The sequence below is a fragment of the Amycolatopsis echigonensis genome, from assembly GCF_014174495.1.
Taxonomy (GTDB): domain Bacteria; phylum Actinomycetota; class Actinomycetes; order Mycobacteriales; family Pseudonocardiaceae; genus Amycolatopsis; species Amycolatopsis echigonensis.
In genome coordinates, this window is record NZ_JACJHR010000004.1 from 16,627 (window position 1) to 41,733 (window position 25,107).

21 protein-coding genes and 2 pseudogenes are annotated in these 25,107 nt (G+C 66.6%); 14 read left to right on the plus strand and 9 right to left on the minus strand.

Annotation, left to right across the window (positions count from 1 at the left end; all coding sequences use genetic code 11):
• The first annotated feature begins 17 nt into the window (after positions 1 to 17).
• From H5411_RS04120 to H5411_RS04165, 10 genes are all read left to right on the plus strand, one after another.
• Positions 18 to 1,112: an LLM class flavin-dependent oxidoreductase gene (locus H5411_RS04120; RefSeq protein ID WP_183123005.1), complete on the plus strand. Its 1,095-nt coding sequence runs from the start codon at positions 18 to 20 to the stop codon at positions 1,110 to 1,112.
• 40 nt (positions 1,113 to 1,152) lie between these two features.
• A complete protein-coding gene (locus H5411_RS04125) occupies positions 1,153 to 1,560 on the plus strand; it encodes an NIPSNAP family protein (protein ID WP_312877572.1) in 408 nt (135 codons plus the stop codon).
• Between the two features lie 150 nt (positions 1,561 to 1,710).
• Positions 1,711 to 3,210: an aldehyde dehydrogenase gene (locus H5411_RS04130; RefSeq protein ID WP_183123006.1), complete on the plus strand. Its 1,500-nt coding sequence runs from the start codon at positions 1,711 to 1,713 to the stop codon at positions 3,208 to 3,210.
• Positions 3,211 to 3,263: 53 nt separating this feature from the next.
• The gene (locus tag H5411_RS04135) at positions 3,264 to 3,905 is read left to right on the plus strand and encodes an HAD family hydrolase (protein WP_183123007.1); all 642 of its coding nucleotides are present in this window, start codon (positions 3,264 to 3,266) and stop codon (positions 3,903 to 3,905) included.
• Positions 3,902 to 4,699: a glutamine amidotransferase gene (locus H5411_RS04140; RefSeq protein ID WP_183123008.1), complete on the plus strand. Its 798-nt coding sequence runs from the start codon at positions 3,902 to 3,904 to the stop codon at positions 4,697 to 4,699. The genes H5411_RS04135 and H5411_RS04140 overlap by 4 nt, the downstream gene beginning before the upstream one ends.
• Positions 4,696 to 5,685 carry a ribokinase gene (locus H5411_RS04145; RefSeq protein WP_183123009.1) on the plus strand — a complete coding sequence of 330 codons (990 nt, stop codon included), beginning with the start codon at positions 4,696 to 4,698 and terminating at the stop codon, positions 5,683 to 5,685. The genes H5411_RS04140 and H5411_RS04145 overlap by 4 nt, the downstream gene beginning before the upstream one ends.
• A 60-nt stretch (positions 5,686 to 5,745) precedes the next feature.
• A complete protein-coding gene (locus H5411_RS04150) occupies positions 5,746 to 6,816 on the plus strand; it encodes a ribose-phosphate diphosphokinase (RefSeq protein ID WP_312877577.1) in 1,071 nt (356 codons plus the stop codon).
• 42 nt (positions 6,817 to 6,858) lie between these two features.
• Entirely contained in the window at positions 6,859 to 8,163 is a 1,305-nt protein-coding gene (locus tag H5411_RS04155) for a metal-dependent hydrolase family protein (protein ID WP_183123010.1), read from the plus strand.
• Positions 8,164 to 8,277: 114 nt separating this feature from the next.
• Positions 8,278 to 8,466: a tautomerase family protein gene (locus tag H5411_RS04160; RefSeq protein WP_101438505.1), complete on the plus strand. Its 189-nt coding sequence runs from the start codon at positions 8,278 to 8,280 to the stop codon at positions 8,464 to 8,466.
• Between the two features lie 495 nt (positions 8,467 to 8,961).
• Positions 8,962 to 10,239: a bifunctional 3,4-dihydroxy-2-butanone-4-phosphate synthase/GTP cyclohydrolase II gene (locus H5411_RS04165; RefSeq protein ID WP_246368745.1), complete on the plus strand. Its 1,278-nt coding sequence runs from the start codon at positions 8,962 to 8,964 to the stop codon at positions 10,237 to 10,239.
• A gap of 277 nt (positions 10,240 to 10,516) precedes the next feature.
• Here the strand turns inward: H5411_RS04165 and H5411_RS04170 are convergent.
• Positions 10,517 to 10,726, minus strand: a pseudogene (locus tag H5411_RS04170) (hypothetical protein); the annotation flags it as partial.
• A 603-nt stretch (positions 10,727 to 11,329) separates the two neighbouring features.
• The gene (locus H5411_RS04175; protein WP_037817683.1) at positions 11,330 to 12,280 is read right to left on the minus strand and encodes a flavin reductase; all 951 of its coding nucleotides are present in this window, start codon (positions 12,278 to 12,280) and stop codon (positions 11,330 to 11,332) included.
• Positions 12,281 to 13,141: 861 nt separating this feature from the next.
• Between H5411_RS04175 and H5411_RS04180 the strand changes: the two genes are divergently transcribed.
• From H5411_RS04180 to H5411_RS49745, 4 genes and pseudogenes are all read left to right on the plus strand, one after another.
• The gene (locus tag H5411_RS04180) at positions 13,142 to 14,239 is read left to right on the plus strand and encodes a phosphotriesterase family protein (RefSeq protein WP_101438507.1); all 1,098 of its coding nucleotides are present in this window, start codon (positions 13,142 to 13,144) and stop codon (positions 14,237 to 14,239) included.
• A gap of 216 nt (positions 14,240 to 14,455) precedes the next feature.
• A complete protein-coding gene (locus tag H5411_RS04185) occupies positions 14,456 to 14,818 on the plus strand; it encodes a cupin domain-containing protein (protein WP_027927857.1) in 363 nt (120 codons plus the stop codon).
• 127 nt (positions 14,819 to 14,945) lie between these two features.
• Complete coding sequence (locus tag H5411_RS04190; RefSeq protein ID WP_199817981.1) at positions 14,946 to 15,896, plus strand: nucleoside hydrolase; 951 nt, start codon at positions 14,946 to 14,948, stop codon at positions 15,894 to 15,896.
• A 1,064-nt stretch (positions 15,897 to 16,960) separates the two neighbouring features.
• Positions 16,961 to 17,172, plus strand: a pseudogene (locus tag H5411_RS49745) (sugar kinase); the annotation flags it as partial.
• A gap of 247 nt (positions 17,173 to 17,419) precedes the next feature.
• Here H5411_RS49745 and H5411_RS04200 read toward each other — a convergent pair.
• The 7 genes from H5411_RS04200 to H5411_RS04230 all read right to left on the minus strand — a co-directional run bounded on the left by H5411_RS04200 (position 17,420) and on the right by H5411_RS04230 (position 25,101).
• Positions 17,420 to 18,265, minus strand: a complete 846-nt coding sequence (locus H5411_RS04200; protein WP_037817750.1) for a carcinine hydrolase/isopenicillin-N N-acyltransferase family protein — start codon at positions 18,263 to 18,265, stop codon at positions 17,420 to 17,422.
• A gap of 20 nt (positions 18,266 to 18,285) precedes the next feature.
• Positions 18,286 to 19,983, minus strand: coding sequence for a purine-cytosine permease family protein (locus tag H5411_RS04205; RefSeq protein ID WP_134667171.1), 1,698 nt, complete (start codon positions 19,981 to 19,983; stop codon positions 18,286 to 18,288).
• A gap of 367 nt (positions 19,984 to 20,350) precedes the next feature.
• Entirely contained in the window at positions 20,351 to 21,334 is a 984-nt protein-coding gene (locus tag H5411_RS04210) for a zinc-dependent alcohol dehydrogenase family protein (RefSeq protein WP_134667169.1), read from the minus strand.
• Positions 21,331 to 22,107, minus strand: coding sequence for an aspartate/glutamate racemase family protein (locus tag H5411_RS04215; RefSeq protein ID WP_051729383.1), 777 nt, complete (start codon positions 22,105 to 22,107; stop codon positions 21,331 to 21,333). The genes H5411_RS04210 and H5411_RS04215 overlap by 4 nt, the downstream gene beginning before the upstream one ends.
• A complete protein-coding gene (locus H5411_RS04220) occupies positions 22,104 to 23,147 on the minus strand; it encodes a dipeptidase (protein WP_020661379.1) in 1,044 nt (347 codons plus the stop codon). The genes H5411_RS04215 and H5411_RS04220 overlap by 4 nt, the downstream gene beginning before the upstream one ends.
• Positions 23,144 to 23,539, minus strand: a complete 396-nt coding sequence (locus H5411_RS04225; protein ID WP_020661378.1) for a nuclear transport factor 2 family protein — start codon at positions 23,537 to 23,539, stop codon at positions 23,144 to 23,146. The genes H5411_RS04220 and H5411_RS04225 overlap by 4 nt, the downstream gene beginning before the upstream one ends.
• An 11-nt stretch (positions 23,540 to 23,550) precedes the next feature.
• Positions 23,551 to 25,101, minus strand: coding sequence for a hydantoinase/oxoprolinase family protein (locus H5411_RS04230; protein ID WP_134667163.1), 1,551 nt, complete (start codon positions 25,099 to 25,101; stop codon positions 23,551 to 23,553).
• Positions 25,102 to 25,107: the final 6 nt, after the last annotated feature.

A 25,107-nucleotide genomic window follows, 5' to 3' on the forward strand; every position in this document is an offset into this window, starting at 1 on the left:
GAGTTGAGGAAAACACCATGGCAATGAAGTTCTGGGTTACGGCGCCGTTCTTTTATCCGGACACGACCCGGCCCTGGTCCGAGGTTTTGGACAGCATGCTCAGGATCGTCGATGCCGCTGAGGAGTTCGGCTTCGAGGGGATCACGATCAACGAGAACCAGTTCCAGAACTACGTAGCCAATCCCTCGGCGATGATGTTCGCGACGGTCGCGGCTCAGCGGACCAAGCGGCTGCGGATCGTCCCGGGGGTGGTCGTCCTGCCGGCTTACAACCCGCTCCTGGTCGCTTCCGAGATGAGCCTGCTGGATCATCTCGCGCCAGGTCGGATCGGGATCGGCGTGGCACGCGGCGGGAGCAGGTTCCAACTCGATCGGCTCGGGGTGAAACCGGAGAACCAGCGGGCAATGTACGAAGAAGGGCTGGAGATCGTCCGTCGGCTCTTCGCTGAAGACGACGTGTCCCATGACGGCCAGTTCTATTCATTCCCGCCGACGACCCTGGTCCCGAAGCCGGCGACGAAGCCGCATCCTGACATCTGGGTCGCATCGCAGAGCAACGAAGGTGTTCGCCGGGTCGCTCAGCAGGGCCTGAATCTGATCACGGCGCCGAACTACGGCAACTTCGAGCCCTACGGCGACCTCGAGGAGCTCATCGGGAGCTACAACGACGAGATCGAAAAGACCGGGAATCCTCGCGGCGAGGTCATGGTGCTCCGCCACACCTGGGTCGGTCGTACCGAGGAAGAGGCGTTGGAGTACTTCGACGACGTCGTGAACGAATACAACTACTACATGGCCCTGGTCAAGGGGCCCGGCACGGTCGACACCAAGGAAGAGCGGCTCGCCACCCGCAATGTCGGCGAGAGCCGAGACTATGTGCACCGCGGGAATATGACACCTGAGCAGCATTCCTTCTCCAAGGACAACCTGCTGGAGAAGTACGCCGACCCGGTATTGACCACGCCGGATCGCATGATCGAGCGGTTCAAGTCCTACGAAAAGCTTGGAGTGGACCACTTGGCGTGCCTCATCGCGGTCGGTCAGCCCACCGACGCGATCGTCAAGAACATGAAGATGATGGCTGAAGAGGTCTTTCCCGCGTTCGCGGACTAGCACCCTTCGCGTCTCCAAGTGCGCCTGAGCGATACCAGCCGTGGACGTCCACCCGTCGATTGCCGTGAGGGCTCAGAAGTCGAAGACCGCAGAGGAGGTCAACAAGGTGATTTACGAGGTTCGCGAGTATGTCCCGGCGGCAGGTCGTTTCCGAGATGTCGTCGACCTGTTCACGTCCGTGGTGGTGCCGCTGTTCAGGAAGCACGGGATGGAGATGACGCAGGTGGGTTACACCACCATCGGCGACAACTCTTTCAACGAGGTCGTCTACACGATGCGGTTCTCCGACCTTGCCGAGCTGGAGCGCAAATGGGGCACGTTCCTTGCGGACCCTGATTGGGCATCAGCGTTGGCCAGTCGTGAGGAGAACGGTCCGCTGTACCAGGCCATCCGTCGACGGGTAATCGAATCCACGCCCTTCGAGGGAGTTTTGGATCACGCTGCGTGACGGCGAGTCGCTGGTCCGCCGCGTCCAGTTCCTTGGCCACCGGCCTCGCGCCCATCGCCGACTGGGCGCGATCCGATGAAGTGCCGGGTCGGCAATTGACGACAACCACCAGCTCTGCGGTAGCCGACCAGTTGGAGGCGAAGCATTCCGATGACAATCAAGACGCCCAGCGCGCCGATCTCGAATCCGGGGCAATTCTACATTGACGGGCAGTGGGTCGATCCTTCGACGACCCACACGATCGACGTGATCGAAGCGGCGACGGAGGAGCGGTTTTTCAGTGTCGCTGAGGCCGAAGCGGCGGATGTCGCGCGGGCGGTGGGAGCGGCACGCCGGGCCTTCGACGACGGCCCGTGGCCACGGATGCCGCCGAGCCGGCGGGCGGAGTTCCTTCGCGCCATCGCTCAGGCCGCAGCCAAACGCTCCGACGACCTGGTCCAGTTGTGGCCCCGAGAGACGGGGATCATCGCCGGCATTGTGCCGGCCGTCCTGCAGGAGGTCCCTGCGGCGTTCGACTACTACGCGGATCTCGCCGATCGGTATCCGTTCGAGCAAGAGGTGCCCACCAGCTCGGGCGAAGGCTTCGGGATGATCGTCGGGGAGCCCGTAGGCGTCGTGGGGGCGATCATTCCGTGGAACACCCCGATGCACCTGGCCGCCTGGAAGCTGGCACCCGCGCTGCTCGCCGGGTGCACGGTGATCGTCAAGGCGTCACCGGAGGCACCGGGAGCCGCGTATGTCCTCGCGGAGATCGCTGAACAGGTCGGCCTCCCCCGCGGCGTGGTTAACGTGCTCACCGCCGACAGGGAGGCCTCTGAAGCGCTGGTGACCGATCACCGCGTGGACAAGATCACCTTCACCGGGTCGACGGCAGTGGGGAAGAGGATCGCGGGGATCATGGCCGAGCGCATCGGGCGGTACACCCTCGAGCTGGGAGGCAAATCGGCCGCGGTCGTCCTCGACGACATGGACATTGCGGAGGCTGCCGACAGCCTGACCGGGGGCGCGTGCTTTGTTTCCGGCCAGATCTGCGCATCGCTGACTCGGGTGATCGTGGCGCGCCATCGGCACGACGAGATGCTCGAGGCGCTCGCCGAGCGGTTCTCTCGGGTCAAGGTGGGGAACCCGTTCGACCCCAGCGTCCAGATGGGGCCGCTGGCCTCTCGCCGACAGCGTGAGCGCGTCGAGGGTTATGTCCAGATCGGCAAGGACGAAGGGGCCACTCTGGCGTTCGGCGGTAACCGCCCCAAGGACCTCGACCGGGGCTGGTTCATTGAGCCGACCGTTTTCGGGAATGTGAACAACTCCTCCCGGATCGCCCAAGAGGAGATCTTCGGGCCAGTGATCTCCGTCATCGCCGCTGCTGACGAGGAAGACGCGATCCGGATCGCCAATGACTCTGTGTTCGGCCTCAATGCTTCGGTGTTCACCAACGACGCGGACCGTGCTCGCGAGGTGGCCAGGCGCCTGCGCGCAGGGACAGTGGGGCAGAACGGCAACCGGGCAGACTTCGGGATCGGCTTCGGCGGCTTCAAGCAGTCTGGCGTCGGCCGAGAGGGCGGCGTAGCCGGCCTTCTGCCGTACCTCGAGAACAAGACCGTCGTACTCGATCAGAAGCCGCGGTTCTCCTCGCCTGAAGGGCGGGCCTGAAAGTGAACACATCCGCTGAGGCCAGCCAGGTGGGCTGCCTCCATGTCTTCGACATGGACGGCACCCTCCTGCGGAGCACCGCCACGATCGAGCTGGCTCGCCAGATGGGCCAACTCGAGGCAGGACAGGAAATCGAGAGGGCATGGGGCGAGGGGACAATCTCCGACACCGACTTCTGGTCGAAGCTCCTCGACATCTGCAAGGACGCATCCCCTGCCGACTTCGACGATGCCTTTCAGAGCTCGCCCTGGATGGACGGTGTCGCCGAAACGTTCGAGAACATTCGATCTCACGGCGAGGACGTGATCGTGATTTCCCAGTCGCCGACGTTCTTCGTCCGCAGGCTGGAGCTTTGGGGCGTCAACGAGACCTACGGCTCGGCCGTCGAGCTGGGCAGCCCGCTGGAGAAATCAGCCACGCTGATGCCAGAGGCGAAGGTGGCAATCACCCAGTCTGCTCTCGCTGCTCGCAACCTGACCGCCGACGAGTGTGTGGTCTACGGGGACTCATCCAGCGACGTGGAGCTGTTCACGACGTTCCCGCACTCGGTCGCGGTGAACCCGTCGCCCGTCTTGGCACCCCTGGCCGCGAAGACCTACCTCGGGATCGACATCCGCGAGGCGCATGCGCTGGGTCGCCAGCTCAAAGCCGCATCAACCAGAAACCATTTCGCGCAAGGGAGTTCCAGTTCATGAGCACCATCGGGTCGCCGCTCAGGGTTCTGTTCGTGGGGGAGTCGTGGGTGAAACACACGATCCACATGAAGGGCTTCGACCAGTTCCACTCGACCGAGTACGAGGAGGGCGCGGGCTTCTTCCTCCGCTGCCTGAATGACGCTGGGTTCGACGTCACCTACGTCCGCGGCCACGAGATCACCTTGCGGTTCCCCCGCTCGCCGGAGGAAATCGACGAGTTCGACGTAATCGTCATCTCTGACATCGGATCCAACTCCTTCCTGCTGCCGGACGAGAGTTTCCTGCGATCGGAGAGGTCGCCAAACCGGCTTGGCCTGGTTGCGGATTACGTCAAGCGCGGTGGCGGGCTCGTCATGGTCGGGGGGTATCTTTCCTTCACCGGAATCGATGGCAAGGGCCGCTTCGGCATGAGCCCGCTCGCCGATCCGCTGCCCGTAGCCATGCTCCCGTACGACGACCGTGTCGAGAGGTCGGAGGGGGTCGAGGTGGAGGTCTGCCAGCCTGATCACCCGGTCCTGGGCGGCACGCCGCCGGAATGGCCCCACCTTCTCGGCTACAACAAACTCATCGCGAAGCCGGACGCCACCGTCGTGGCGCGGGCGGGCGAGGACCCGATGTTGGTCGTGGGCCAGCACGGTGACGGCAGGACCGCGGCGTTTGCCTCCGACCTCGCCCCGCACTGGGCACCTCAGGAGTTCCTGGACTGGCCGCACTACGGCGAGATGTGGACGGCGATTGTCTCGTGGACCGCGCAGGCGCAAAAAGCGCCGGCGCTCGGGGAAAAGGTGTCGTGAGCTTGAGCGACGGTGCGCGGTCGGCCGGATCAGGCAGGGGCGGGCGCCTCCTCGTCGTCGGGGCGCTGAACGTCGACATGGTCGTCGCCGCCTCCAGGCTTCCCGGACCAGGGGAGACCGTGGTGGGGGCGGACTTGCAGCGTCACGGCGGAGGGAAGGGCGGCAACTCCGCTGTCGCGGCGGTGCGCTCAGGCGCCGACGTCCGCTACGTCGGCGCCGTCGGGCCTGACGAGTTCGGAACGGCTGCGTTGGCCGAACTGCGAGCCGAAGGGATCGACGTCAGCGATGTCGTGATCAAGGAGGGGTCCGCTACTGGAGCTGCGCTCATTGTCGTGGATCCCTTCGGGGAGAACCAGATCGCCGTCGCCGCCGGTGCAAATGCGGCGGTGGGCGCTCGGGACGTGAGGGCCGCGATCGAGCGAGCGAGCGGGTGGCCAGGGTGTGTTCTGGTGAGTACGGAGATCTCCGCCGCGGCAGTCGTCGAAGCGGTCGAAGCCGCCACCGCGCAGGGGTGGCAGTGTGTGCTCAACCCGGCGCCTGTCGCCCCCGGCATCCAAGAGCTCCTCAAGCTCGCCCCGATCATCACCCCGAACCAAGGCGAGCTGCGAGACCTCTACCAGCTGCTCGGTGAGCCCGGAGACCCGCCGGCGGAGAAGATGGCGGCCGCGGTGGCATCGCATACGAGAGCGCCGGTGGTAGTCACACTGGGCGCCGACGGGGTGCTGTTGTGCGGTGCTGACGGAGTCAGCACCCGGATCCCGGCTTGGCCGGCACGTCGAGTGGTCGATACCACCGGCGCTGGGGACACCTTCAACGGCGTGTTTGCCGCCAGCTTGGCAGCGGGAACGGACGTCGCCGGCGCGGCGCGGCGCGGAGTGGTTGCTGCGGCGTTGTCGGTTGAGTCGGCGGGCGCGCGCACGGGCATGCCGAGTGCGGCGACGATCGACGCCGTCTTGGCGACCACCGAGCGCCGCGCGGGCACGTAACGGCGGTCGAACCCGCAGCGTCTCCGATTTTTCGGACCGAAGTAGAAAGGCTTCTGCATCGTGAATCTGACCACTGACCGAGGAAGGTCGGATGCGCCCTCGGGCGCCCGTAATCCGCACTGGCGGAGTGGTGAGCTCATGAACGCGTCGTTGCAGGCTAATTGGGGCAGGCGGCTGATGGTGTTCTCCGGCCGGTCCAACGCGCCATTGGCGGGTGCCATCGCTGAGCTTCTTGAGATCGAGCTCGGCAAGGTGACCCTGAAGACGTTCTCCAGCGGAGAGGTCTACAGCAGGTTCGAAGAATCAATCCGTGGCGCGGATGTCTTCATCGTTCAGCCGATGTGCGCGAACCCGGAGACGGGCGTCAATGCGAACGACTCGCTCCTGGAGCTCCTGGTGATGGTGGACGCCGCCGTCGGCGCGAGCGCGCACCGCGTGATCGCAGTGACTCCGTGGTATGGCTACTCGCGGCAGGACAAGAAGTCAGCTCCGCGCGAGCCGATCTCGGCTCGCATGGTGGCTCGCGCACTTGAGGCGACGGGCGTTGACCGAGTGCTGACGATGGACCTGCACGCCGGCCAGCTGCAGGGGTTCTTCGGCATCCCGGTCGACCACATGACGGCGTTGGGCATCCTCAGTGACTACTTCGCCGGCCTCGACGACGACCTGGTGATCGTCGCTCCGGACTCGGGTCGGGTGAAGCTCAACAAGCAGTTCGCCACGCAGATCGGGGCCGGCCTGGCCATCCTGGACAAGGAGCGGCCCCAGCAGCAGGTCGCCGAGATCACCACCGTCATCGGCGATGTCCGCGGGAAAACCGCCATCGTGATCGACGACATGATCGACACCGCCGGCACGTTGTGCGCGGCAGGAGAGGCGCTCAAGCACGCGGGTGCTCGACGAGTGCTCGCCGCAGCGACCCACGGGGTCTTCAGCGGGCATGCGTACGAACGTCTTGCTGCGTCGCCTTTCGAGCAAGTCGTCGTCACCGACACGATCCCGCTCCGCGCAGGTGCCCCTGACAAGATCAAGGTGCTTTCCTGTGCCCCGCTGCTCGCGGACTCGATCAGCAGCATCTTCACCGACGGTTCCGTGAGCGCTGTCTTCGGCGGAAAGAACCACACCTTCTAAGGGGATGAGAATGTCAGATCCAGCGTGCTTCCCGGGCTCGCGATGACTGCCGGCGACATCGCGATCGAAGGCGGCTTGGTGTGGTCGGGGCCGGGCCAGCATCACAGCGACGGACTCGTGCACATCCGAGCAGGCACAGTGGCCTACGCAGGGCCGCGGGCAGAGGGCAGGGTCCCCCCGGGGACTCCCCGGCTTGACGCTGCAGGTTGCACCGTCCTGCCCGGCCTGATCGACGCCCACGTCCACCTGACGACCAATTCCGATCACCAGCACGTAATTGCAAGCGATGTCTTCCGCGGCCAGGTGAGCAAGCCAGCCAAGCTGCTGCACGGGCTGCGCAACGCCCACCGAGCGCTCGCCGCCGGATTCACGACGCTGCGTGTCATGGGGCACCGCGGCGCCGGAGAGCCCGAGCTTCGCGATTTCACCGATGAAGGCTTGGCGGTCGGACCTCGTTTGGTGGTCGCTCCGTGGTGGATCACCATGACCAACGGTCACGGCGATCTGTTCTACCCGCCGTACACACCACGAGAACAGTGGGACACGGCAGACGGCATCGAGGAGTGCCGCAAGCTCGTGCGCCTCCAAGCCCGGGCTGGTGCGGACTTCATCAAAGTGATGGCCAGCGGCGGGATGTCGAAGGGCGAACGGCCGAGCTGGCCCAACTACAGCATCGCCGAGCTGACCGCCATCGTCGAGACCGCCCACGAGCTGGACCTGCGGGTCGCAGCGCACGCACTCTCTGCCGAAGGCATTCGACGCAGCCTTGCCGCAGGTGTCGACTCCATCGAGCACGGTTCGTATCTCGACCAGGAGATGGCGATCGAGATGGCTGAGCGCGGGACCTTCCTCGTCCCCACCATGTCCTTCAACGACTGGTGCCAACGGGAGGGGACACTCCGGGGCCTGACCCCCCAAGGGGTGGCGGACCTCAGCGAAGCACACGACCGCACGCTGAAGTCGTTCACACTGGCACGCGAGGCCGGGGTCAAGGTGGCGATGGGCACCGACTCCTCGGGCACGCTGTGTCCGTTCGGCGCGCACGCGCGCGAGCTCGAGCTGTACGTGCGGCACGGCATGTCCGCAGAAGAAGCGATCACCACCGCTACGACGAACGCGGCGTCGCTGTTGGACCGACCGGATCTTGGCTCACTGCGGAACGGTGCCGTCGGCGATGTCGTCGTAGTCGAGGGAAACGTGCTCAACGACATCGGCCGCCTGGCCCAGCCCTCCAACATCAGGCACGTCGTGCGGGCCGGGCGTGAGCTCAGCGGGTATCTGCGCGCCGTATCGGAGGCGCTCGACCTCCAGGAAACGGAGCACCCGACTCGGGCCGAGGATTCCTGATCGAACTACCACCACGAACTCACCGAGAACGGCGCCAGCGAACGGCGGGGCCGGCCCCAGCCGGGCTCAGACGACTTTCGCACGTGGTAACAACGGAAGAGGAGAAAGAAAACAATGGCTCACATCGAAGCATCGTTCTTCAAGAGTCGTTTCGACGACGAGACGTTCAGCGCGAAGATGGTCGAGGCGCTGACGCAGGCAGTCGGCTCGGTACTCGGGGACGAGGCTGCCAACGACACAGCCATCGTCCTCCACGATATCGAGCCCTCGCACTGGGGCTACCGCGGCAAGCTGCTGGGCTGACCAACCGCCGACCCTGCTGACGGAGTTGTGGCCGCGCCTACGGCCTGGGACCGGCGAGTGCTGGCCGACGACCTGCACGTCGGCCAGCACTGCGCCCGTGCGCGGACTCTGACCGTGATCTGGAGACAACGATGACCGATACCACCTTCGCGGTTCAGAACCCGGCGACCGGCCTTCCTTCGAGCGGACCGCTCCGTACGGACAGGAGCTTCGTGTGATTCGAGAATACCGGTCAAGCGCGCATTCAGAGCTTGTCGCTGTCGCGACCGCTGGGTCTTTTTTATTCTGACCCGGACACATGGTCATATGATCGGTGCGTCCTGCCGGGCGGGATCACGAACTCGTCCTTTTCCGAGTGGGCACGTTCGAAACCTCGACGTTGTCTCACTCCCGGCTTCCCCGGCAGCAAGTTTCGTGAGCTGGTGATGTGAATGTCCGTGTCATCGTCAGCGAGCGGTCAAGTCCTGGGACTGGCCTTGACAGCGTCGCGGGCCGATGTCTCGCTGTCGCGCATATGACGACTCACTGAAGAAGGAAACCGTGCACGGAACAGCTGCAGTCGAGGCGGCCATAGCCGATTTCGCCGCTGGGCGACCGGTGATCGTAGTCGACGATGAAGACCGCGAGAACGAAGGCGATCTGATCTTCGCCGCCCAGTTCGCCACCGTCGAGCTGGTCGCATTCACCGTCCGCCACACGTCCGGATACATTTGCGTGTCGCTGACGAGCGAGGATGCGGACCGGCTCGACCTGCCGCCGATGGTCAACACCAACCAGAATCGGCGGGGAACCGCCTACGCGGTCACGGTCGACGCTAAGCACGGGATCTCGACGGGGATCTCGGCACGCGACCGGGCGAGAACCATTCGCTGCCTGGCTGATCCGGCGTCCACCAGCGGCGACTTCAGCCGTCCCGGTCACGTCGTCCCGTTGCGCGCCAGGCCCGGCGGGGTGTTGCGCCGGAAGGGGCACACCGAGGCGGCCGTCGACCTGGCGGTGCTCGCGGGCCTCGCCCCGGTGGCTGCGTTGTGCGAGCTCACCAGTGAGGACAACCCGGTCGAGATGGCCCGCGGCCCGGAGCTGCAGCGCTTCGCGGAACAGCACGACCTGAGAATGATCTCGATTGCCGATCTGATCGCCTATCGGTGGCGGGTCGAGAAACTGGTCGAACGTGTTGCCTCGGCCCGTCTCCCCTTGCCGTCGGGGCAGTTCACCGCGATCGGCTATTCGTCCCTCCACGACGAGCGTGCGCATATCGCATTCGTCTGCGGCGACTTGTCCGACGGCGAGGACGTGCTCGTGCGCGTGCATTCCGAGTGCCTCACCGGTGACGTCTTTCGTTCGCTGCGCTGCGACTGCAGTCCCCAGCTGGATGCCGCCCTCTCGGCCGTCGCGCGGGAGGGCCGAGGTGTCGTGCTGTACATGCGGGGCCATGAAGGACGGGGGATGGGGCTGCTGCACGAACTGCAGGCCTACCAGCTGGAGGAGCTGGGCGCGGACACCGTCGACGCCAATCTGGGGCTCGGCCCGCCCGCGGACTCCGCCGACCACGGCACCGAGGCGCAGATTCTCAGCGACCTCGGAATCCGTTCTGTGCGCCTGCTGACGAACGATCCCGCCAAACGCGTCGGGCTCGAAGCTTACGGCCTGCAGGTGCTCGGTCAGGTGCCGGTGCCGGCGACCCCCCAGAACATCCGTTACCTGGAGATCAAGCGGGATCGGGCGGGGCACGAACCGAAGCTGATCCTCGACGACGGCCGAGTCGCCCAGTGACCTGAAGGAGCCGATATGGGCGAGCACGTCCTGTGCGCGGTCAGGGGTGTTGTCGTCATCGGCGCGCAGCGCGGGTGAGCGCTGGGTTCCGCACCGCCAATGTGGACCCGGGCCCCACGTCGCCGGTGCAGCCGCCTGATGCGGCACCCGCACTCAGCTGGTGGGCGACTTCGTCGTTTGCCGTGACTGAGGCGAGCTTAGTGCTGGCATCGGCGTTGCCAGTACGACCATGAGCAGACGTACTCGGGATCGGGAACCTGCCGGTGCACCTGGTTGATCAAGAGTCGGCGGATCGCGTGCTGGATAGCAGATCACCGCATCGCGGACACCGATTCCCTTTTGCGGCGATGGTTCTGGTCGTGGGCAGCCAGGCGCGCGCGAGCATGGGCAGGGTGGTGTGCGCGGACCACGCCCGCCAGGACCGGACCTGGCAGCGATCCAGCCCGGCCGCGTTCTTGGCCTGCTGGAAGCACTCCGTGAAATGCCAGTAGTGAACCGGAATAGCTCAGGGCCGCAGCACACTCACCGCATTCTCTGGAGCGAACCGGCGGCGACCACGCGTCGCAACAGGTACTTCTGGATCTTCCCGGTGGACGCTTGGGCAGCTCGCCGACCGGAGGGCCGTGGGCACCTTGAACCGATGTTGCTGCAGCTGCCCGGAGCCGGTCCCGTCCTGGCCGCCCGCATGATTAGTCGTTTCGGATCACTCGACCGGTTCCCCACCCCGATCCCTTTGCGTCCTGCTGCGGCATCGCGCCCATTGAGTTCTCCTCTGGCGACGTCACACGCCGCTGGCTATCCCGCACCGGGGGCCGGAGCTCAACCACGCACCGCATCTCATCGCACTCAGCCACGCCCCGGCGTGAACTCAATGCCAGTGCAAGCGCGCAGACGGCAACGGTCGCCGCGAAGCCATGTGCTGCCTCAAACGACGGCTTGCCACTGTCATCTGCCGCCGCCCGACAACCTGCCTACCCCTTCAACACACGCCGGGACTTGACAGAGAGGAGCTGGCTTCGAGCGCGCACCGCGGCGGGAAACCAGCCACCCAGCTTCGCGCAGGCGTCACCAACGCCATGGCCTCGTGCGGCTACATCTCTTCCAGCGTGGCCCCGTCGTAAAACTTCGCAGCCTTGTAGACCATCGGATCCGAGCTGGAAACTTCCAGGTAGGTGACTTGCGCAACGATCAGAACATGCGTTTTTGCGCGGAAGCGTTCTTTGATCTCTGCCTCGATCGATGCGGCAGACCCGCGGATCAGAGGGGAATTGTCCGGCCCGGAGTGCCAATCGAGCCCGGCGAACTTGTCGTCCGATTTGGACGCGAATCTGTCGATGACCGCACGCTGTGTGTTAGCGATGATGTTGATGCCAAGGTGCTTGGATTCGAAGAGCGACGGGTAGGTCGAGGATGTCTTCTGCACGCACAAGGCCACCAGCGGCGGGTCCAGCGAGATGGGCATGTAAGCGCTGACAGCCAGTCCGCGGGGCCGATCTGCGGAGTCCATGGTCGTCACCACGGTCACACCGGTGACGAACTTCCGGTTGAACTCCTTGAGATCCTCGATGCTGGGCATCTCGTCCGCGTCGCCCGTGCCGGTGAACGCGGCGGACGCTTCGAGCGCCGATCCCAGGCCAGGTGCTCCGAGGTCGGACAGCATGTCGACCGACGGATCCCAGGTCACGCGCTCGCGAATGATCCGGCCGTCGCGGAGCGTTCCCTGTACTGCGCCTCGGGCGTGCAGCGCAGACCTTGTCGGAGGGACGTCGCCGAACGCGTTCATGAACGTACCGGTTGCCGACCAGAAAAGCGCGAAGTCGTCGCCGTCCACGACGATGCTGTCCACCGTCGTCTGCAGGTCCGGGATGGACATCCGCATGTCGTGAACCTGGCGCTTGAGCTCGGCCAGCCCTGAGGTGCTCCCCAGCCCGGCGTTCTCCAACTCGTAGTCGGCGTGGACGATCTCGTCCAAGGCATCGGAGTCGCCTCGGTTCCAGGCTGCATCCCAGGCCGAACGCACCAGGTCTTTGAAGTCCGACATCTCTTCTCATCCTCACTTCTGGCACCGAGAGGCACACGACTCCACGGTTGCGGCTCGGTCTGGTCGACTTTGCCGAGTCCCCCCGGGGTGTGCGAACTCGGCCGCGGGCCTCGCTGGGCGCATGGACTGCAGGTACGCTCTGGGGCAAAAGTATTATCGATTCTACTTTCGGTGTCAACGACCTCTCCGATCTTGTCATTTCTGGCGATAGAAGTGCGATACGGCGCTTCAGGGCACCTGTGGAAGCGATTCGATACAGTTCTGGCTGCTCTTGACCGCGAGCAGTCGTGGCAGGGCCCGCATCCTTCTGCCGTCCCACGATCGCCGCGCGCCGGCTGTCCGCCGACGTGGGGCGGGGGCGTTGCTTTAGCGTGCGGGCTCCCGAACCGGCGCGGTCGCGCGTGAAGGGAACCCGGCGGGTCTGTGCCCCGTTGCCTGTTGCGGCGCGTTGCCAACTGCTCGAAGCCCTTGGCCTCGCGGTTTTGGAGCCAGCGTTGCGCGGAAAACAGCGCGCTCGCTGCCGGTCAACCGGCATGCCGGTTGACCGCTGGCCGACGGTGCGCTCGACGTCGGCCAAGGTGCCTCTGCGAAGGGATTCGTCCAGCAAGCGGCGGGTGTAAGCCCATGCTGCAGGCACCGTGAGCAGCCTCGCGCTGATCCTCTCGCAGGTGTCGATCGCGCGCCCGACGAGGTGTTGGTGCCGATCTGTGCATCCGGAAACGACGCGCGCTCAAGTCGGGGGTGCCATGCGGCTGCCGCGCGGGTGGTTCTCGCTGAGCTATGCTCCGACTAGAAACGATTCGAGTGTCTGTGGGCGCCGCGGCGGCGCGGCACCGTGAATTCAATGAGGGAACCGCACCTATGGACGAAGCCTCTGCCAGCCAGGTCCAGGTCAACGCCGTCCTGGGTCCCGTGCCGGCCGACAAGCTCGGAACGACGCTGACGCACGAGCACCTCATCTGTGACTGGACGAAGGCCCTGCGCAAACCGCAGTGCGCCGTTGACCGCGGTGTCTTCGCTCGCCGTGTGGATCCCTCGATCCGTTGGCTGCTCACAGAGGATCCGTCCTGCTGCTACGACAACGCACGCCTAGAAGACACCGCGGCCGCGGTCGATGAACTCCAGTGTTTCATCGACGCAGGAGGACGGACGGTCGTTGACTGCACCAACGGAGACATCGGTCGAAACCCTCGTGCGCTGCGCGAGATCTCGGTGCGAACCGGTCTCAATATCGTCATGGGTTCTGGTTGGTACGTGCACCGGTATCACGACAGGGGGACCGCCCTGGCCACTGCAGCGGAGCTCTGCGCGCAGATCCTCGCCGAGTTTGCGCACGGCGTCGGCGACACGGGGGCGAGGCCGGGTGTCATCGGAGAGATCGGCGTCTCGCCCGAGTTCACCGAAGCAGAAGAGGTCCGCCTCCGCGCGGCCGCTCGGGCTCAGTTGGCACTGGGCGTACCGCTTCTCATCCACCTGCCGGGATGGCAACGCCGTGCCTTCGAGGTGCTGGACATTGTCCTGACCGAGGAGGGCGTTGCGCCGGAGGCAGTGGTCCTCTGTCACATGGATCCATCCGGCGAGGACGTTGTCTACCAACGCGAAGTAGCTGATCGGGGTGTCTGGCTCGAGTTCGACATGATCGGCATGTCCAACTACTTTCCGGGCGAGGGACAGTCGCCTGCGCCGGAACAGACGGCCGCGGCGATCGCGCGCCTCGTCGCGGCTGGGCACGCCTCCCGCCTCCTCCTCAGCCATGACCTGTCGCTCAAGAACATGTGGACGCGGAACGGGGGAAACGGCCTCGGCTACGTGCCTCGGCTGTTCCTCCCTCGGCTCCAGCGCCACGGCGTGCCGGGCGGGGTGACCGCCGATCTGCTGACGGCCAACCCCCGGCGCCTGTTCGTCGGTTCCGCGCTTGCCTCGGCCGCTGGCGACAGCGGCTCGGGAGCGCGGAGGTGAACGCAGGGGAGACCACGCACAGCAGAAGCGACTTGCCTTGCGCTCGCCTGAGCACTCCGCAATTGCCGGTACCTGTCGGAGGGACGCGCGGCCGCGGGGCCTGCCCAGAGGGGTCGTCCTTGACGGCACGGCTGGAAGCGTCGCAGGCAGTGTAGCGACGAAGAGCTCGCGCGACAGCTGCGACAACAGGATTCACGCATCGAAAGGACCAAGAAGGTGACGCAATACCTCGGGAATGCATTCAACTACGACCTCGTTGCAGAGGGCTACGAGTCCCTGGAAGACAGGTGCACAACCATCCATACGGGGGCCTGTCACATCGGAATGGTCGATGGCGTCAACGTCGGGGTGTGGGAGGCGGAGCCGGGTCTCATCGGCGGGCTGACTGCCGACGAGATCTTCGTCGTTCTCGAGGGCCGCGCCGAAGTGACATTCGAGGACACGAAGGAGCGGCTCCAGATCGGCCCAGGCGACGTCGTCCGCCTCAATGCCGGCCAACGGAACACCTGGCGCACCTTCGAGCGATTGCGCAAGGTGTCCGTCTGGTCGGACTCCGGAGCCCAGCATCGTTCCTCGTGACCGCCGGCGCGCGCCCGACTCGCGGTTGTCGATCCGAGTACGGCGGGACTTGTCCGCAGCCATCGCCCAGCGTGTCCCCGAATCCGCATCAACCCGATCTTGAGAGGCCCGTATGTCACGCCGTCCCGTGATCCTCGATGTCGACACCGGCAACGACGACGCTGTCGCAATCATCATGGCCGCGACTCATCCCGCCATCGAGCTTCTCGGTTGCACGACTGTTGCCGGCAACCTCTCGCTCGAAGAGACCACCGACAACACTCTCCGGGTGCTGAACGCGATCGACAGGAGCGACATCGAGGTCCACACCGGGCTCTCGCGTCCCTTTGCTCCGAGGCCTTACACGTCGGGCGCGAACGAGGTGGAGGACGTATTCCATGAGAGCACATTGCCTGTTGGCACGTCAGGGCTTCAACCATTCAGTCGGCACGGCGTCGAATGGCTCATCGAGACTCTGCGCCAGACAACAAGGCAGGTCACGCTGATCTCGGTCGCTCCGCTCACCAACATCGCCGCCGCGATCACCGTCGCGCCCGACATCCTCGATGCGATCGACGAGGTCGTCCTCATGGGCGGAGCATCGACCTTCGGGAATAGAACCCTGGCCGCTGAGTTCAACATGTTCACCGACGCCGTCGCAGCGAACGTAGTGCTCAGAGCTGGCATCACGCGCCTTACGATGGCCGCGCTCGACGCGACGCACGAAGTGCTCGTCAGCCGGGACGACTTGCACCGCTATCGAGCGCTGGGAACGCGGGCCGGAGACGTCGCGGCCGCTGTGACCGAATACTACATCGATGGTTACGAGGCGTCTGTCAGTCCTGTCGGAGCCGGCTCGTCTGCGCCGCCGCATGACGCGTTGTGCGTTGCGTATGCGATCGACCCGAAAGTCCTTGACATCACGGAGGCGTACGTGGAGGTCGACACGGTGAGCCCGCACAACTACGGGCGCACAACCGTCGACTTCCACGGGTACCGAGGCGAGCCGGCGAATGCCCGTTTCGCGAAGCACGCGGATTCGGCTCGATTTCACCGGATTCTCGACGAGTGCCTTCGCGGAACATGTCGAGCAGTTTGATGCTCGTCTTGCCAGCCGGTCTGTATGAGGGCCTCCGGTGAGGGCTGGTTGATCCAGTCGGCTTCGGGCAGCTTCGGTGCGCATCGGGGCAACGCGACTTCCTCGCGGAGGCAGCAAGTGGGCGGGGCTGGCCGAGGTCGGGGCTGACCTGGCCCCTGCGCCTCCCCGGTGCCCATGCTGCGAAATAGCAATGCTTGGCCGGGAGCTTGCGGTGCCTCGAGCCGCTGCCGGTGACCGTGTCTCGTCGGGAGTTGCCTGCGGGGGAGACCGCTGGTGGCACCGAGGGGTGGGGATTGCCGATTCACAGCGGCGGCGAATCGGATTCCGGGCAACGGTGACGATGCTCTCGCTGAATTTCGAAAGGCAGCCGATGACGAGGGCCTCGTCGGCCTTTGACGCTCGTGGCAAGGTCGTCCGGCGCGCCTCGTCGTTTCCCGGGGGTAGCTCGATCGGCCGCGCCGCTGCGGCAGGACCCGGTGTCCTCTGCCTTGCTGCGGGACGGGCTCGCGATCTCACTCCGCCTGGGAGCGTGGCTGCCGGGAACCTGGGAGCCCGTACGGCAGTCAGCCCTGCTGGCCCTCGCATATTCTGCTGCGCGGTCGAGTGGTTCCCGGTCGGTATGCTGGGCCGGCCGATGCGGACGCCGCCCTGTGCGGCTGGTGCAATTCGAGACCGATCCGATGCGCGGCTCGTGCGCTGTCTCCGCGCTCGCCGGACGTTCCGGCCGCCTGGCCGAGGCATTACGAATCCGGGTTCCCGTCGATGGCTCCCCTCAACCCGATCGGCCCCGGCCGGCAATACTCTCGGCGCCGACTCAGCCAGGCAGACCGGCCGGCCCCCTCGTCCGGCCGGTCCGCGCTGTTGCGTCCCGGCGCAGGCGAGCGCCCGGGACCGCATCACGATTCGCCGGAGTGGCCAGAGAGGATCGGCTTCCCCGGCGATCTATTCTGTCTCCGTCCGATTCGCCGGGGGTCTGGGGCGGCAGGCGGCAAAAGCCTAGGCGGAAGCTCAGGCATGCTCAAGGGACCGTTCTGGTGAGCGCGGCCAGACAGCAGGCTGATCCGTTGGCGGCCATCCGGGAGGCGATCTACCGCCGGTCGCTGCCGCTGGCCACCCGCGACCCGCGGATCGCCAGCTCCTCGCTGGGCCCGCGCCGGTGTCGTGGGCGCGGCCTTCATGGGTCCTCGACGAGCTGTTCGCGCCCGACCGGCTGGCCCGCTGGCTTGACCTCGGCAGCCCGGCCGGGCACCCGCAGCTGGCCGAGGCGGTCGCTTGAGACAGCCCGCCTCCGGCGGGCCGCGGCGGCGACCCGCCGGAGGCGGGCGTTCCGGTCTCGGCGACCAGGGGTGCGATCCGCTGGCGGGCGCGGGATCCGGGGCCGCCGGACCGCGCGCGAGCGCGGTGAACGAAAGCCGGCCGTCGTCACTTCAGACCCGCGACGACCTTCCGGCCCGTCCGATGCCCCGCGCCGTCCGTTCGTCACCGACCCGCATGATCGCACCAGCGCGCTGGAGGGGGCGCGGTCAGGACATGAGCCGCACGCCAAGGGGCGTGATAGCGCCGTCAGCGGTGGTGAGGTCCCCGCTTTCGGAATCCTCCGGCAGCGAGAAGCGGACCACCCGTCCCCACGGCCTGCGGCCGTCCTGCTCGTACCCTCGGGACCGCCCGCACGGGAATCCGAAACCAAACCACAGGTGCCCGGCCGGGTCGATGATTTCGCTGGAGATTGTACCGTCGCTCGTGCCGTGGTTGCACAACGATCGGCCGTGCTTTCCGGCCGGCTCGCCGTCTTCCTGGTGATCCCGCAGAACCTGCCGCAACGCTTCCGGTGTAGCGCTGTCCAGCGCGCCGAGCAGCTCGCTGCCCCGGCCGTGCCGGTGTGTCGACGCGGTGGCCTCGTCCCAGGCAGGAGCCGGGTTTTCGGCGAGGCGCTGCCACACATTGGCTCGCGCTTCGGTGCCGGTCGCGGGACCGCACACCGCCACCCGTCCGCCTCCCACCTCTACCGCTGCCATGGCGCCTGCGCGGTCGGCGAGCAGGTAGTTGCCCGGCAGCGTGCTGTCCTCGCGCAGGTAGGCCACCGCCTCGTCCACAGTGGACGCATTCGCGAGCATCCCGGCGGACCACTCCTGCGTGGGGTAGTCCGCCATGTTCCGCTCCGGCACGAACGCGTAGGTGAAGCCGAGCCCGGCACTGTTGACTCCGCGAGTGAGCATTCCCGCCCACGGCACGAGCACGTCGGCCGGCGGCACGACGACCCGGACTGCCAAGTACGAGTGGCGTTCGCCGCTCGCGGCCAGCAGATGATTCTTTGTGGCGTACGGGTTGTCGCTGTTGCTGGCCAGCAGCCAGTGCCGCGGGCCGTTCATTCCTGCCAGGAAACACATGACTACTCCGATGCGGAATCAGCATTGCGGGCTGCCGTCTGCGGCGGCCGGGTTTTGCCGCGCAGACGCGCGTTGGCCGCCTCGAGGCCGGGCGTGCGCGGCGGCAGTTGCGCGATCTGCACCAGGACCGGCTCCGGCATGGAGCGGCAGGCGTCGCCGCACTCCTTGGTGTGCATGCAGTCCTGAGAACAGATCCACTGCTTGTGGTACGGGCACGGGAACAGGTCGTCGGTGCTGACCACCTCGCCGTCGAGGGGGCACTCGACGACGAGATCTTCTCGCGGCCAGGCGATCCGAGGGCGGATCGCGTAGCCGCGGCCACGAGCGCGCGTGCCCAGCCACCAGGTCAGGCCGCCGGCGATCAGGAAGCTGACCCAGTTGGACAGGTAGAGCGTGACCTGGCCGCCCAGATGTCCAAGAAGGCCGCCCACGGCCAGAAAGGAGCCGACGACGGTCGCGGCGAACAGGGGGACTACCCCGGACCAGTTCCAGTGGCGCAGCATGGCGCGGCGGTACTCGATGAACCGGCCGTTGTCCGGCCCGTGTCCGCCCCGCCCCCGGACCAGCAGCAGGTCGGCGATGCTGACGCCGATCCAGGCGGCCAGCAGCACTCCCTCGACGGCGAGGACGGTGCCCAGGTGGTCGAGGACGTTGAGGTACATCGCCAGAGTGCCGAGCACGACCATGACGACCGCCCAGACCGATCGTCCCGGCGTGAAACGCAGACGGGAGAAGAAGTTCGCCAGCGACAACGAGCCACTGTAGGCGTTGATCAGGTTGATCCGCAGTTGAGTGATCACGATGAGCAGGAAGCCGCCGACGCCCATGATGGCGACCATGTACTGGCCCGGGTTGGCATCGCCGCCCGAGGCCGCCCACAGGAGCAGGCCGATCGCGCCGGCGATGACGTAGGCGCCGAAGGCGTACGGCAGCAGCGCGACACACAGTGTGCCGCGGCGGCCGCTGCGGACGAGGCTGTGGTCGTTCGCGAGCAGCCGTCCCATGTCGGCGTGCCCGAACGCCACGTTGCCGACCAGTCCGTTGTACGACGCGACCGCGCCGAGCAGCCCGATTCCGCCCACACTGCCCACGTGCGCGGCGATGAACTCGCGCGTCACCGACAGATCCGCTCGGGACAGCACGATGACCAGCAGTGCCGCGAGTCCGACGACGTAGGCGTAGAGCGTCCATTTCTGGAACTTGGCGACGAACTGCAACCCATACAGCACCAGCGGCAGGAACACCAAACCCACCAGCAGGTACGAGACCTTCACCGGGATGCCCGTCTGCGCGGACAAGGCGCTGGAGAGGATCTGGCCTTCGGTCGCGAAGTAGGTCAGCCAGCTCACCCAGTAGAGCAGCGTGGTCCAGGCAGCGCCGTCGAAGCCGAGGGCGAGGCCGCGCGACATGAGTGCGGAGCCCAGTCCAGTGCGCGAGGCGGTCTTGACATACAGCACGTTGAGCAGGGTCTGCACCAGGACCGCGTAAACGATCGCGACGAGCACGTTCGCGATGCCGAAAGATGCCGCCAGTCCGGCGGGCAGCGAAAGGAAGATGGCCGCCGTGGCACCGCCCGTCAGCGAAAGCACGATCTCGGACGTGCGATAGCGCCAGGTGGGCGGCACCTTGCCCAAGGCGTAGTCGTCGCGTGCGACGCTGCCGGAGCCGATTCGCGCGGGCAGGTCACCGGTATCGCTCACTGTCTCTCCTCAGAAATTCGTCGAGGGCGGGGGACTCTCACGAGCCTGCGTGCGCTCCGCCGCGTGACCCAGGCCAGCGTCTCGGCGCTAGCCCACAAGTGCCGCGCGACTCTGTTCGCTTTACTGCGGAACTGCCGTGAAGGGGCCCTCGCCGGACTCAGATTCCCGCAAGGGGCCCTTCCGGGGCCTGGCTCGCCGCGCCTTCACCGGCGTCAAGGTCCGCCTCGACCAGACCAACATCAAGAAACTCGTCGACAACCCTGCAAAGCAAAGACACCGGCTTCACGAGACGCTAGGTGCAGAGCTCCCGCGCACGTGGTGTACTTCCACCGAGAACCCGGAGGACGTTCACTTCCCCGAGAAGAGGTCAGGGAACCGTCACGACGATCTTCCCCGCCTGGTTGCCGGATTGCATGTACCGGTACGCGTCCACCACGTGTTCGAAGCCGAAGACCCGGTCGACGCGGGGCCGGAGGCACCCGGACCGGATGGCTTCGCTGACCAGGGCTATTCCGCGGGCACGCTGGCCAGGGTCGTCCACGTGGTTGAACATCGAGTACGGGTGGAACACCGCCCGCGCCCGGCACATGGCGGCAGCTGGGACCACTGGCTGGCGGTCGGTCAGCGTGCCGTACCCGAAGACGGTCGCGCCCGGAGCCAGGTGGTCGGCGTAGCGCTGCAGCGAATCGCCGCCGAGGGGGTCGAATGCCGCCTGCAGTCCTTTTCCGTTGCTGGCGCGGGAGATCGCCTTCGCCAGGTTCTCGTCGCCTACGACTACCTCGCTCGCGCCCGATTGCCGCAGGATCTCCGCCTTCGCTGGCGACCGGGTGGTCGCGATCGCGGCCACGCCGAGCTCCCGGCACAGCTGTAGCGCGCCCAGTCCGGCGGAGCTGGACGCGGCTGTGATCAGGACTGCGTCTCCCTCGCCGAGATCGCAGACTTCCTTGAACGCGAAATACGGTGTCAGGTACTGCATCCAAACCGCGGTTGCCTCATGGTCGTCGAGCCCGTCGGGCGCGGTGGTGACGTAATCGTCCGGCACGACCGCACTAATGCCCTGGACGCCGTTCTGCGTGAAAAACGGGATGGTGGTGACCCTGTCTCCGGGAACGAACGCGGTGACCTCGGAGCCGGTCTCGGTGACCACTCCGCAGGCTTCAGAGCCTATTCGGGACGGGAAAGCGGGGATTGTGTAGTGCTCGCCGGCCAGGTACATGAGGTCCGCGCGGTTGAGCGCGAACGCCGAGACCCTGATGCGCACGTCGCGCTCGCCGAGCGGTTGTTCCGGCCACGGTCCGACACGCAGGACCTCGGGGCCCCCGAACTCGGTGAAGTAGACGGCCTCGCTCATCGCGGATCCTTGGTCAGGTTCGGCTCCAACGGGGCCAGGAAGCCGGAGTATTCTGCCGCTGCCGGGCTCTGATAGCCCAAGCGTCCGGACACTGTCCAGCCCTGCAGCGTCGCGACGTCGGCGAGGAACTCGGCATAGCGGAGCGGGGCGACGGTGGCGTCGATGACGGGCACGCCCAGTTCCGCCTGCAGGGTGCGGTAGAACCCGAACTCGATGGTGCAGCCGAGGATCACGGCGTCGGCCCGGTCCTGCTCGACGGCGGCGCGCGCCTCTTCGAGGATGCGTCGCTCGGTGAACGCCGGGTCGGTCTGGAAGTCGTTGACGCCCATGCCGAGTTCTCGGAAGGAGGCGAGCGAACGCTCCGCCCCGTAACGGTGGATGTTCTCCTCCATCTCGGGAATCCACTTCGCGCGCCCCACGAGCACGGAAAACCGTTCGCCGACCGACTGGGCGACCCGGATGCAGGCCTCGGCCGGGGCGGTGACTGGCATCCGCCTGGTCACCTCTTTCGCGGCGCGTACAAACGGGTCGTAGAAGCATCCGATCACCATGGCGTCGTAGCACTGCTGCTCGGCCCAGAGCACGGTCCGCAGCGAGGGCTCGGCCACCATCAGTTCGTACGCGTTGTATTCGAGGTGGACGGGCCCGGTTCCGTCGAGCGACGCCACGTCCAAGCGGGTGTCCTCCCGCGCCTCAGCACGCAGGCTGTCGCCGATCGGGACGTCGTAGGCACTGTTCATGACGGGGTTGAGCCAGAGGATTCTCCGTGTCACGTGCTTGCTCCTTGACGGTGCGATGTCGCCTCTTCGGCGGTTTGGCCATCGAGCATCGAACAGATGAACTCCGTGAGGTTGTCGCCGAGGATTTGCCGCGCCAGGTTCCTGCCGAAGCGTTTCTCGGCTGCTTCGGCGAGCGCGGCGAAATCGGCTGGGCGTTGCAGTCCCGCGGTTTTGGGGATCTGGGTCCAGTCGACGAGGAGGCCGGTGAAGACAGGGTCGACGACGTCGGCGACGTCGTCGATGAAGTCGGTGCCGAGTCCCACCCGGTCCGGCCCGAGCAGGCCCATGGCGTGCTCCATGTGGTCCAGGAACCGGTCCAGCGTAGGGACTTCGTCGGTCAGGAAGGGACCGAACGCGTTGACGGCCAGGAATCCGCCGGCCGCGCCGAGCACCGCGATCTGCTCGTCGGTGAGGTTGCGCGGGTGATCGGCCAGCGCACGGCAAGAGGAGTGCGACGCGATGAACGGCTTGCGAGCGACCTCGGCGAGGTGGAAGAAGCCGGCCTCGGAAAGGTGGGAAACGTCGACGATGATGCCGAGGTCTTCCATGCGCCGCACGGCGTCGATCCCCAGTTGGGTGAGGCGGCCGCCGGTGTCGCGCTCGGCGATGCCGTCTGCCATCATCGTGCGCCGGTTCCATGCCAGCGAACACATCCGCACGCCCTCGCGCCGCATCACGTTCACCAGCTCGAGCGAATGACCAAGCGGCTCGGCTCCCTCGATCGCCAGCAGGAGCGCGATCTTTCCGGACGCGATCGTCTCGGCGATTTCGGCGCGGGTCGAGACGAGCGCGACGGCGTCGCGGTGCACGTCGGCGATGTGGCGCGCTTCCTCGATCATCAGCAAACACCGGCGCAGCGCGCCCTCGCCCACGAACTGTTCCTCAGTCGCCACCGGGAGCACTTGGAGGCTCACGCCGCCCTGGCGAAGCTGGGGCAGCCAGAAGTCGCCGAAGGGGTCTTCGCGTCCCCGTTCGCGCAGATGGCGCACGGCCATCAGCAGGTCGTTGTGGCAGTCCGCCACCCGGTAGCTCATGGGCGCTCCTTTGCGGCGGCTTCGAGCACGGCGTCGAGCGCGGCTCCGTCGTAGTAGAGGTACGCGGAGCTCATCACCCCGTTCGTCACGGTCACGATCGAGCAGCCTGCGACATCGAGGTCCGGCACGCCCGGCCGGCTCGAGGTGCCGGACATCCGCCAGCGGACGACGGCACGGTCGCCGACGGCGAGGGTTTCGTCGACCTGCCGGCGGTAGTCCGGATACACCGCGCGGAGTTCGCGCATCGCGTCGGAATCGTCTTGTGCGGAGCCGACAGCGGGCTGGCCGTTGACGGCGACGTCGAGGTCGGCGGCGACCAGCGATCCCATGGTCTCGAAGTCGCCGACGTTCTCGGCGCTGTTGTAGGCGAGCCAGATCGCGTCGGCGTCCATCGTCTGCTCCTTCATGACTTGAGCGGCCCGGCTGCCTTGACCTGCACCCGGCACGCTTGGCCGGGGACGTAGGACAGCGGCACCTCGTGGACGGACGTGATGCGGACGGCGCCCGGGTCCGCGCCCGAGCGGATGGCCGCGTTGACGGCGAGTTCCCGGGCCTCGGCCAAGCACGCCTCGCGGCCTTTGTCCTCGTAGCGGAATACTCGATCGACGGTGCCCGAGGCATCCGCGATGGCGGCGCCGTAGGCGTTGGCCACGGCGTGGTGGTCGGGCCGAACCACTTCGGTGACTCCCGGAACCTTGTCCGGCACGAGGTGGGAGCCGCCGCCGACGGCGATGAGCGGCAGTTCGTGCCGGCTGGCTTTCATGCGGTCGGCGATGATCCGGATCTGCTCGTCCACCCACGCCAGGGCAGCATCGACGGTGCTGGGCGAGAGGGACGCGACGGACGCCGGGTCGCCGAATCCGGTCAGCCGGCCCGCCCGGGTGGAGATGTCGGAGAGGGTGAGGGTGGACCCTCCGCACACCAGCGCCTCGGACACGACGCGGTAGCCGACGGAATCGGGCCCGACGGTCACCCCGCGCCCCGTGCCGCGCACCACGGTGCCGCCGCCGAGGCCGATCGAGATCAAGTCCGGCATGCGGAAGTTGGTGCGCACGCCGCCGACCTCGATCGCCGCGGTGGACTCGCGGGGGAAGCCGTCGACGAGGATGCCGATGTCGGCCGAGGTGCCGCCGACGTCGACGACGAGCGCGTCGGAGAGGCCGGCGAGCGAGCAGGCGCCCCGCATGGAGTTGGTCGGTCCGGACCCCAGCGTCAGGACGGGGAAACGGGCCGTCTCCTCGGCGGTCATGAGGGTGCCGTCGTTCTGCGTCAGGAAGGAGTCGATGCTCAGCCCGTTATCCGCCAGCGCGGTCTGGAAACCGTTGACGACGTCCCGTGCCACGCCGAGGAGGGCGGAGTTCAGGACGGTGGCATTTTCCCGTTCGAGCAGGCCGAGCGCGCCGACCTGATGGCTCAGCGACACGGGGAAGTCCGGTCCCAGTTCCTCGGCGATGATCTCCGCGGCCCGCAGTTCGTGGACGTGGTTCGCGGGGGAGAAGGGCGCGGACACCGCGACCGCGGCGACCGTGCCGGCGCAGCGCGCCGCGAACCGGCGGACCGCGTCCTCGTCGAGCGGGGCGATCTCGGAGCCGTCGAACTCGTTGCCGCCGCCGACGATCTCGGCCGGGCCCATGATCGTTTCAAGCAGGTCCGCGGGCCACGAGACCCCAGGGCGGACGCCGCGCGAGGCCGGTGCCGCTAGCCGGATCACCCCGACCCGCTGGAGACCGCGGCGCTGGATGATCGCGTTGGCGGGGTGGGTGGTGCCGAGCATCGCCTGGGTGATCCGCTCCTGGTCGACCTCGGCGACAACCTTGGACAGCGACGCGCGGATCCCGTCGAAGGGATCGGGGGTGGTGGCCGACTTGGTGGCGGCGACGACCTTGCCGGCGCTGTCCACGACGACCGCGTCGGTGTTGGTTCCGCCGACATCGATACCGATTTTCAGGCTCATGGGGCG

Bases quoted from the DNA above. Each gene is read 5' to 3' on its own strand.
- H5411_RS04120 (WP_183123005.1), top strand. From the start codon at position 18: ATGGCAATGAAGTTCTGGGTTACGGCGCCGTTCTTTTATCCGGACACG.
- H5411_RS04130 (WP_183123006.1), top strand. From the start codon at position 1,711: ATGACAATCAAGACGCCCAGCGCGCCGATCTCGAATCCGGGGCAATTC.
- H5411_RS04135 (WP_183123007.1), top strand. From the start codon at position 3,264: ATGGACGGCACCCTCCTGCGGAGCACCGCCACGATCGAGCTGGCTCGC.
- H5411_RS04140 (WP_183123008.1), top strand. From the start codon at position 3,902: ATGAGCACCATCGGGTCGCCGCTCAGGGTTCTGTTCGTGGGGGAGTCG.
- H5411_RS04155 (WP_183123010.1), top strand. From the start codon at position 6,859: ATGACTGCCGGCGACATCGCGATCGAAGGCGGCTTGGTGTGGTCGGGG.
- H5411_RS04160 (WP_101438505.1), top strand. From the start codon at position 8,278: ATGGCTCACATCGAAGCATCGTTCTTCAAGAGTCGTTTCGACGACGAG.
- H5411_RS04165 (WP_246368745.1), top strand. From the start codon at position 8,962: ATGTCTCGCTGTCGCGCATATGACGACTCACTGAAGAAGGAAACCGTG.
- H5411_RS04175 (WP_037817683.1), bottom strand. From the start codon at position 12,280: ATGTCGGACTTCAAAGACCTGGTGCGTTCGGCCTGGGATGCAGCCTGG.
- H5411_RS04180 (WP_101438507.1), top strand. From the start codon at position 13,142: ATGGACGAAGCCTCTGCCAGCCAGGTCCAGGTCAACGCCGTCCTGGGT.
- H5411_RS04200 (WP_037817750.1), bottom strand. From the start codon at position 18,265: ATGAACGGCCCGCGGCACTGGCTGCTGGCCAGCAACAGCGACAACCCG.
- H5411_RS04210 (WP_134667169.1), bottom strand. From the start codon at position 21,334: ATGAGCGAGGCCGTCTACTTCACCGAGTTCGGGGGCCCCGAGGTCCTG.
- H5411_RS04220 (WP_020661379.1), bottom strand. From the start codon at position 23,147: ATGAGCTACCGGGTGGCGGACTGCCACAACGACCTGCTGATGGCCGTG.
- H5411_RS04225 (WP_020661378.1), bottom strand. From the start codon at position 23,539: ATGGACGCCGACGCGATCTGGCTCGCCTACAACAGCGCCGAGAACGTC.
- H5411_RS04230 (WP_134667163.1), bottom strand. From the start codon at position 25,101: ATGAGCCTGAAAATCGGTATCGATGTCGGCGGAACCAACACCGACGCG.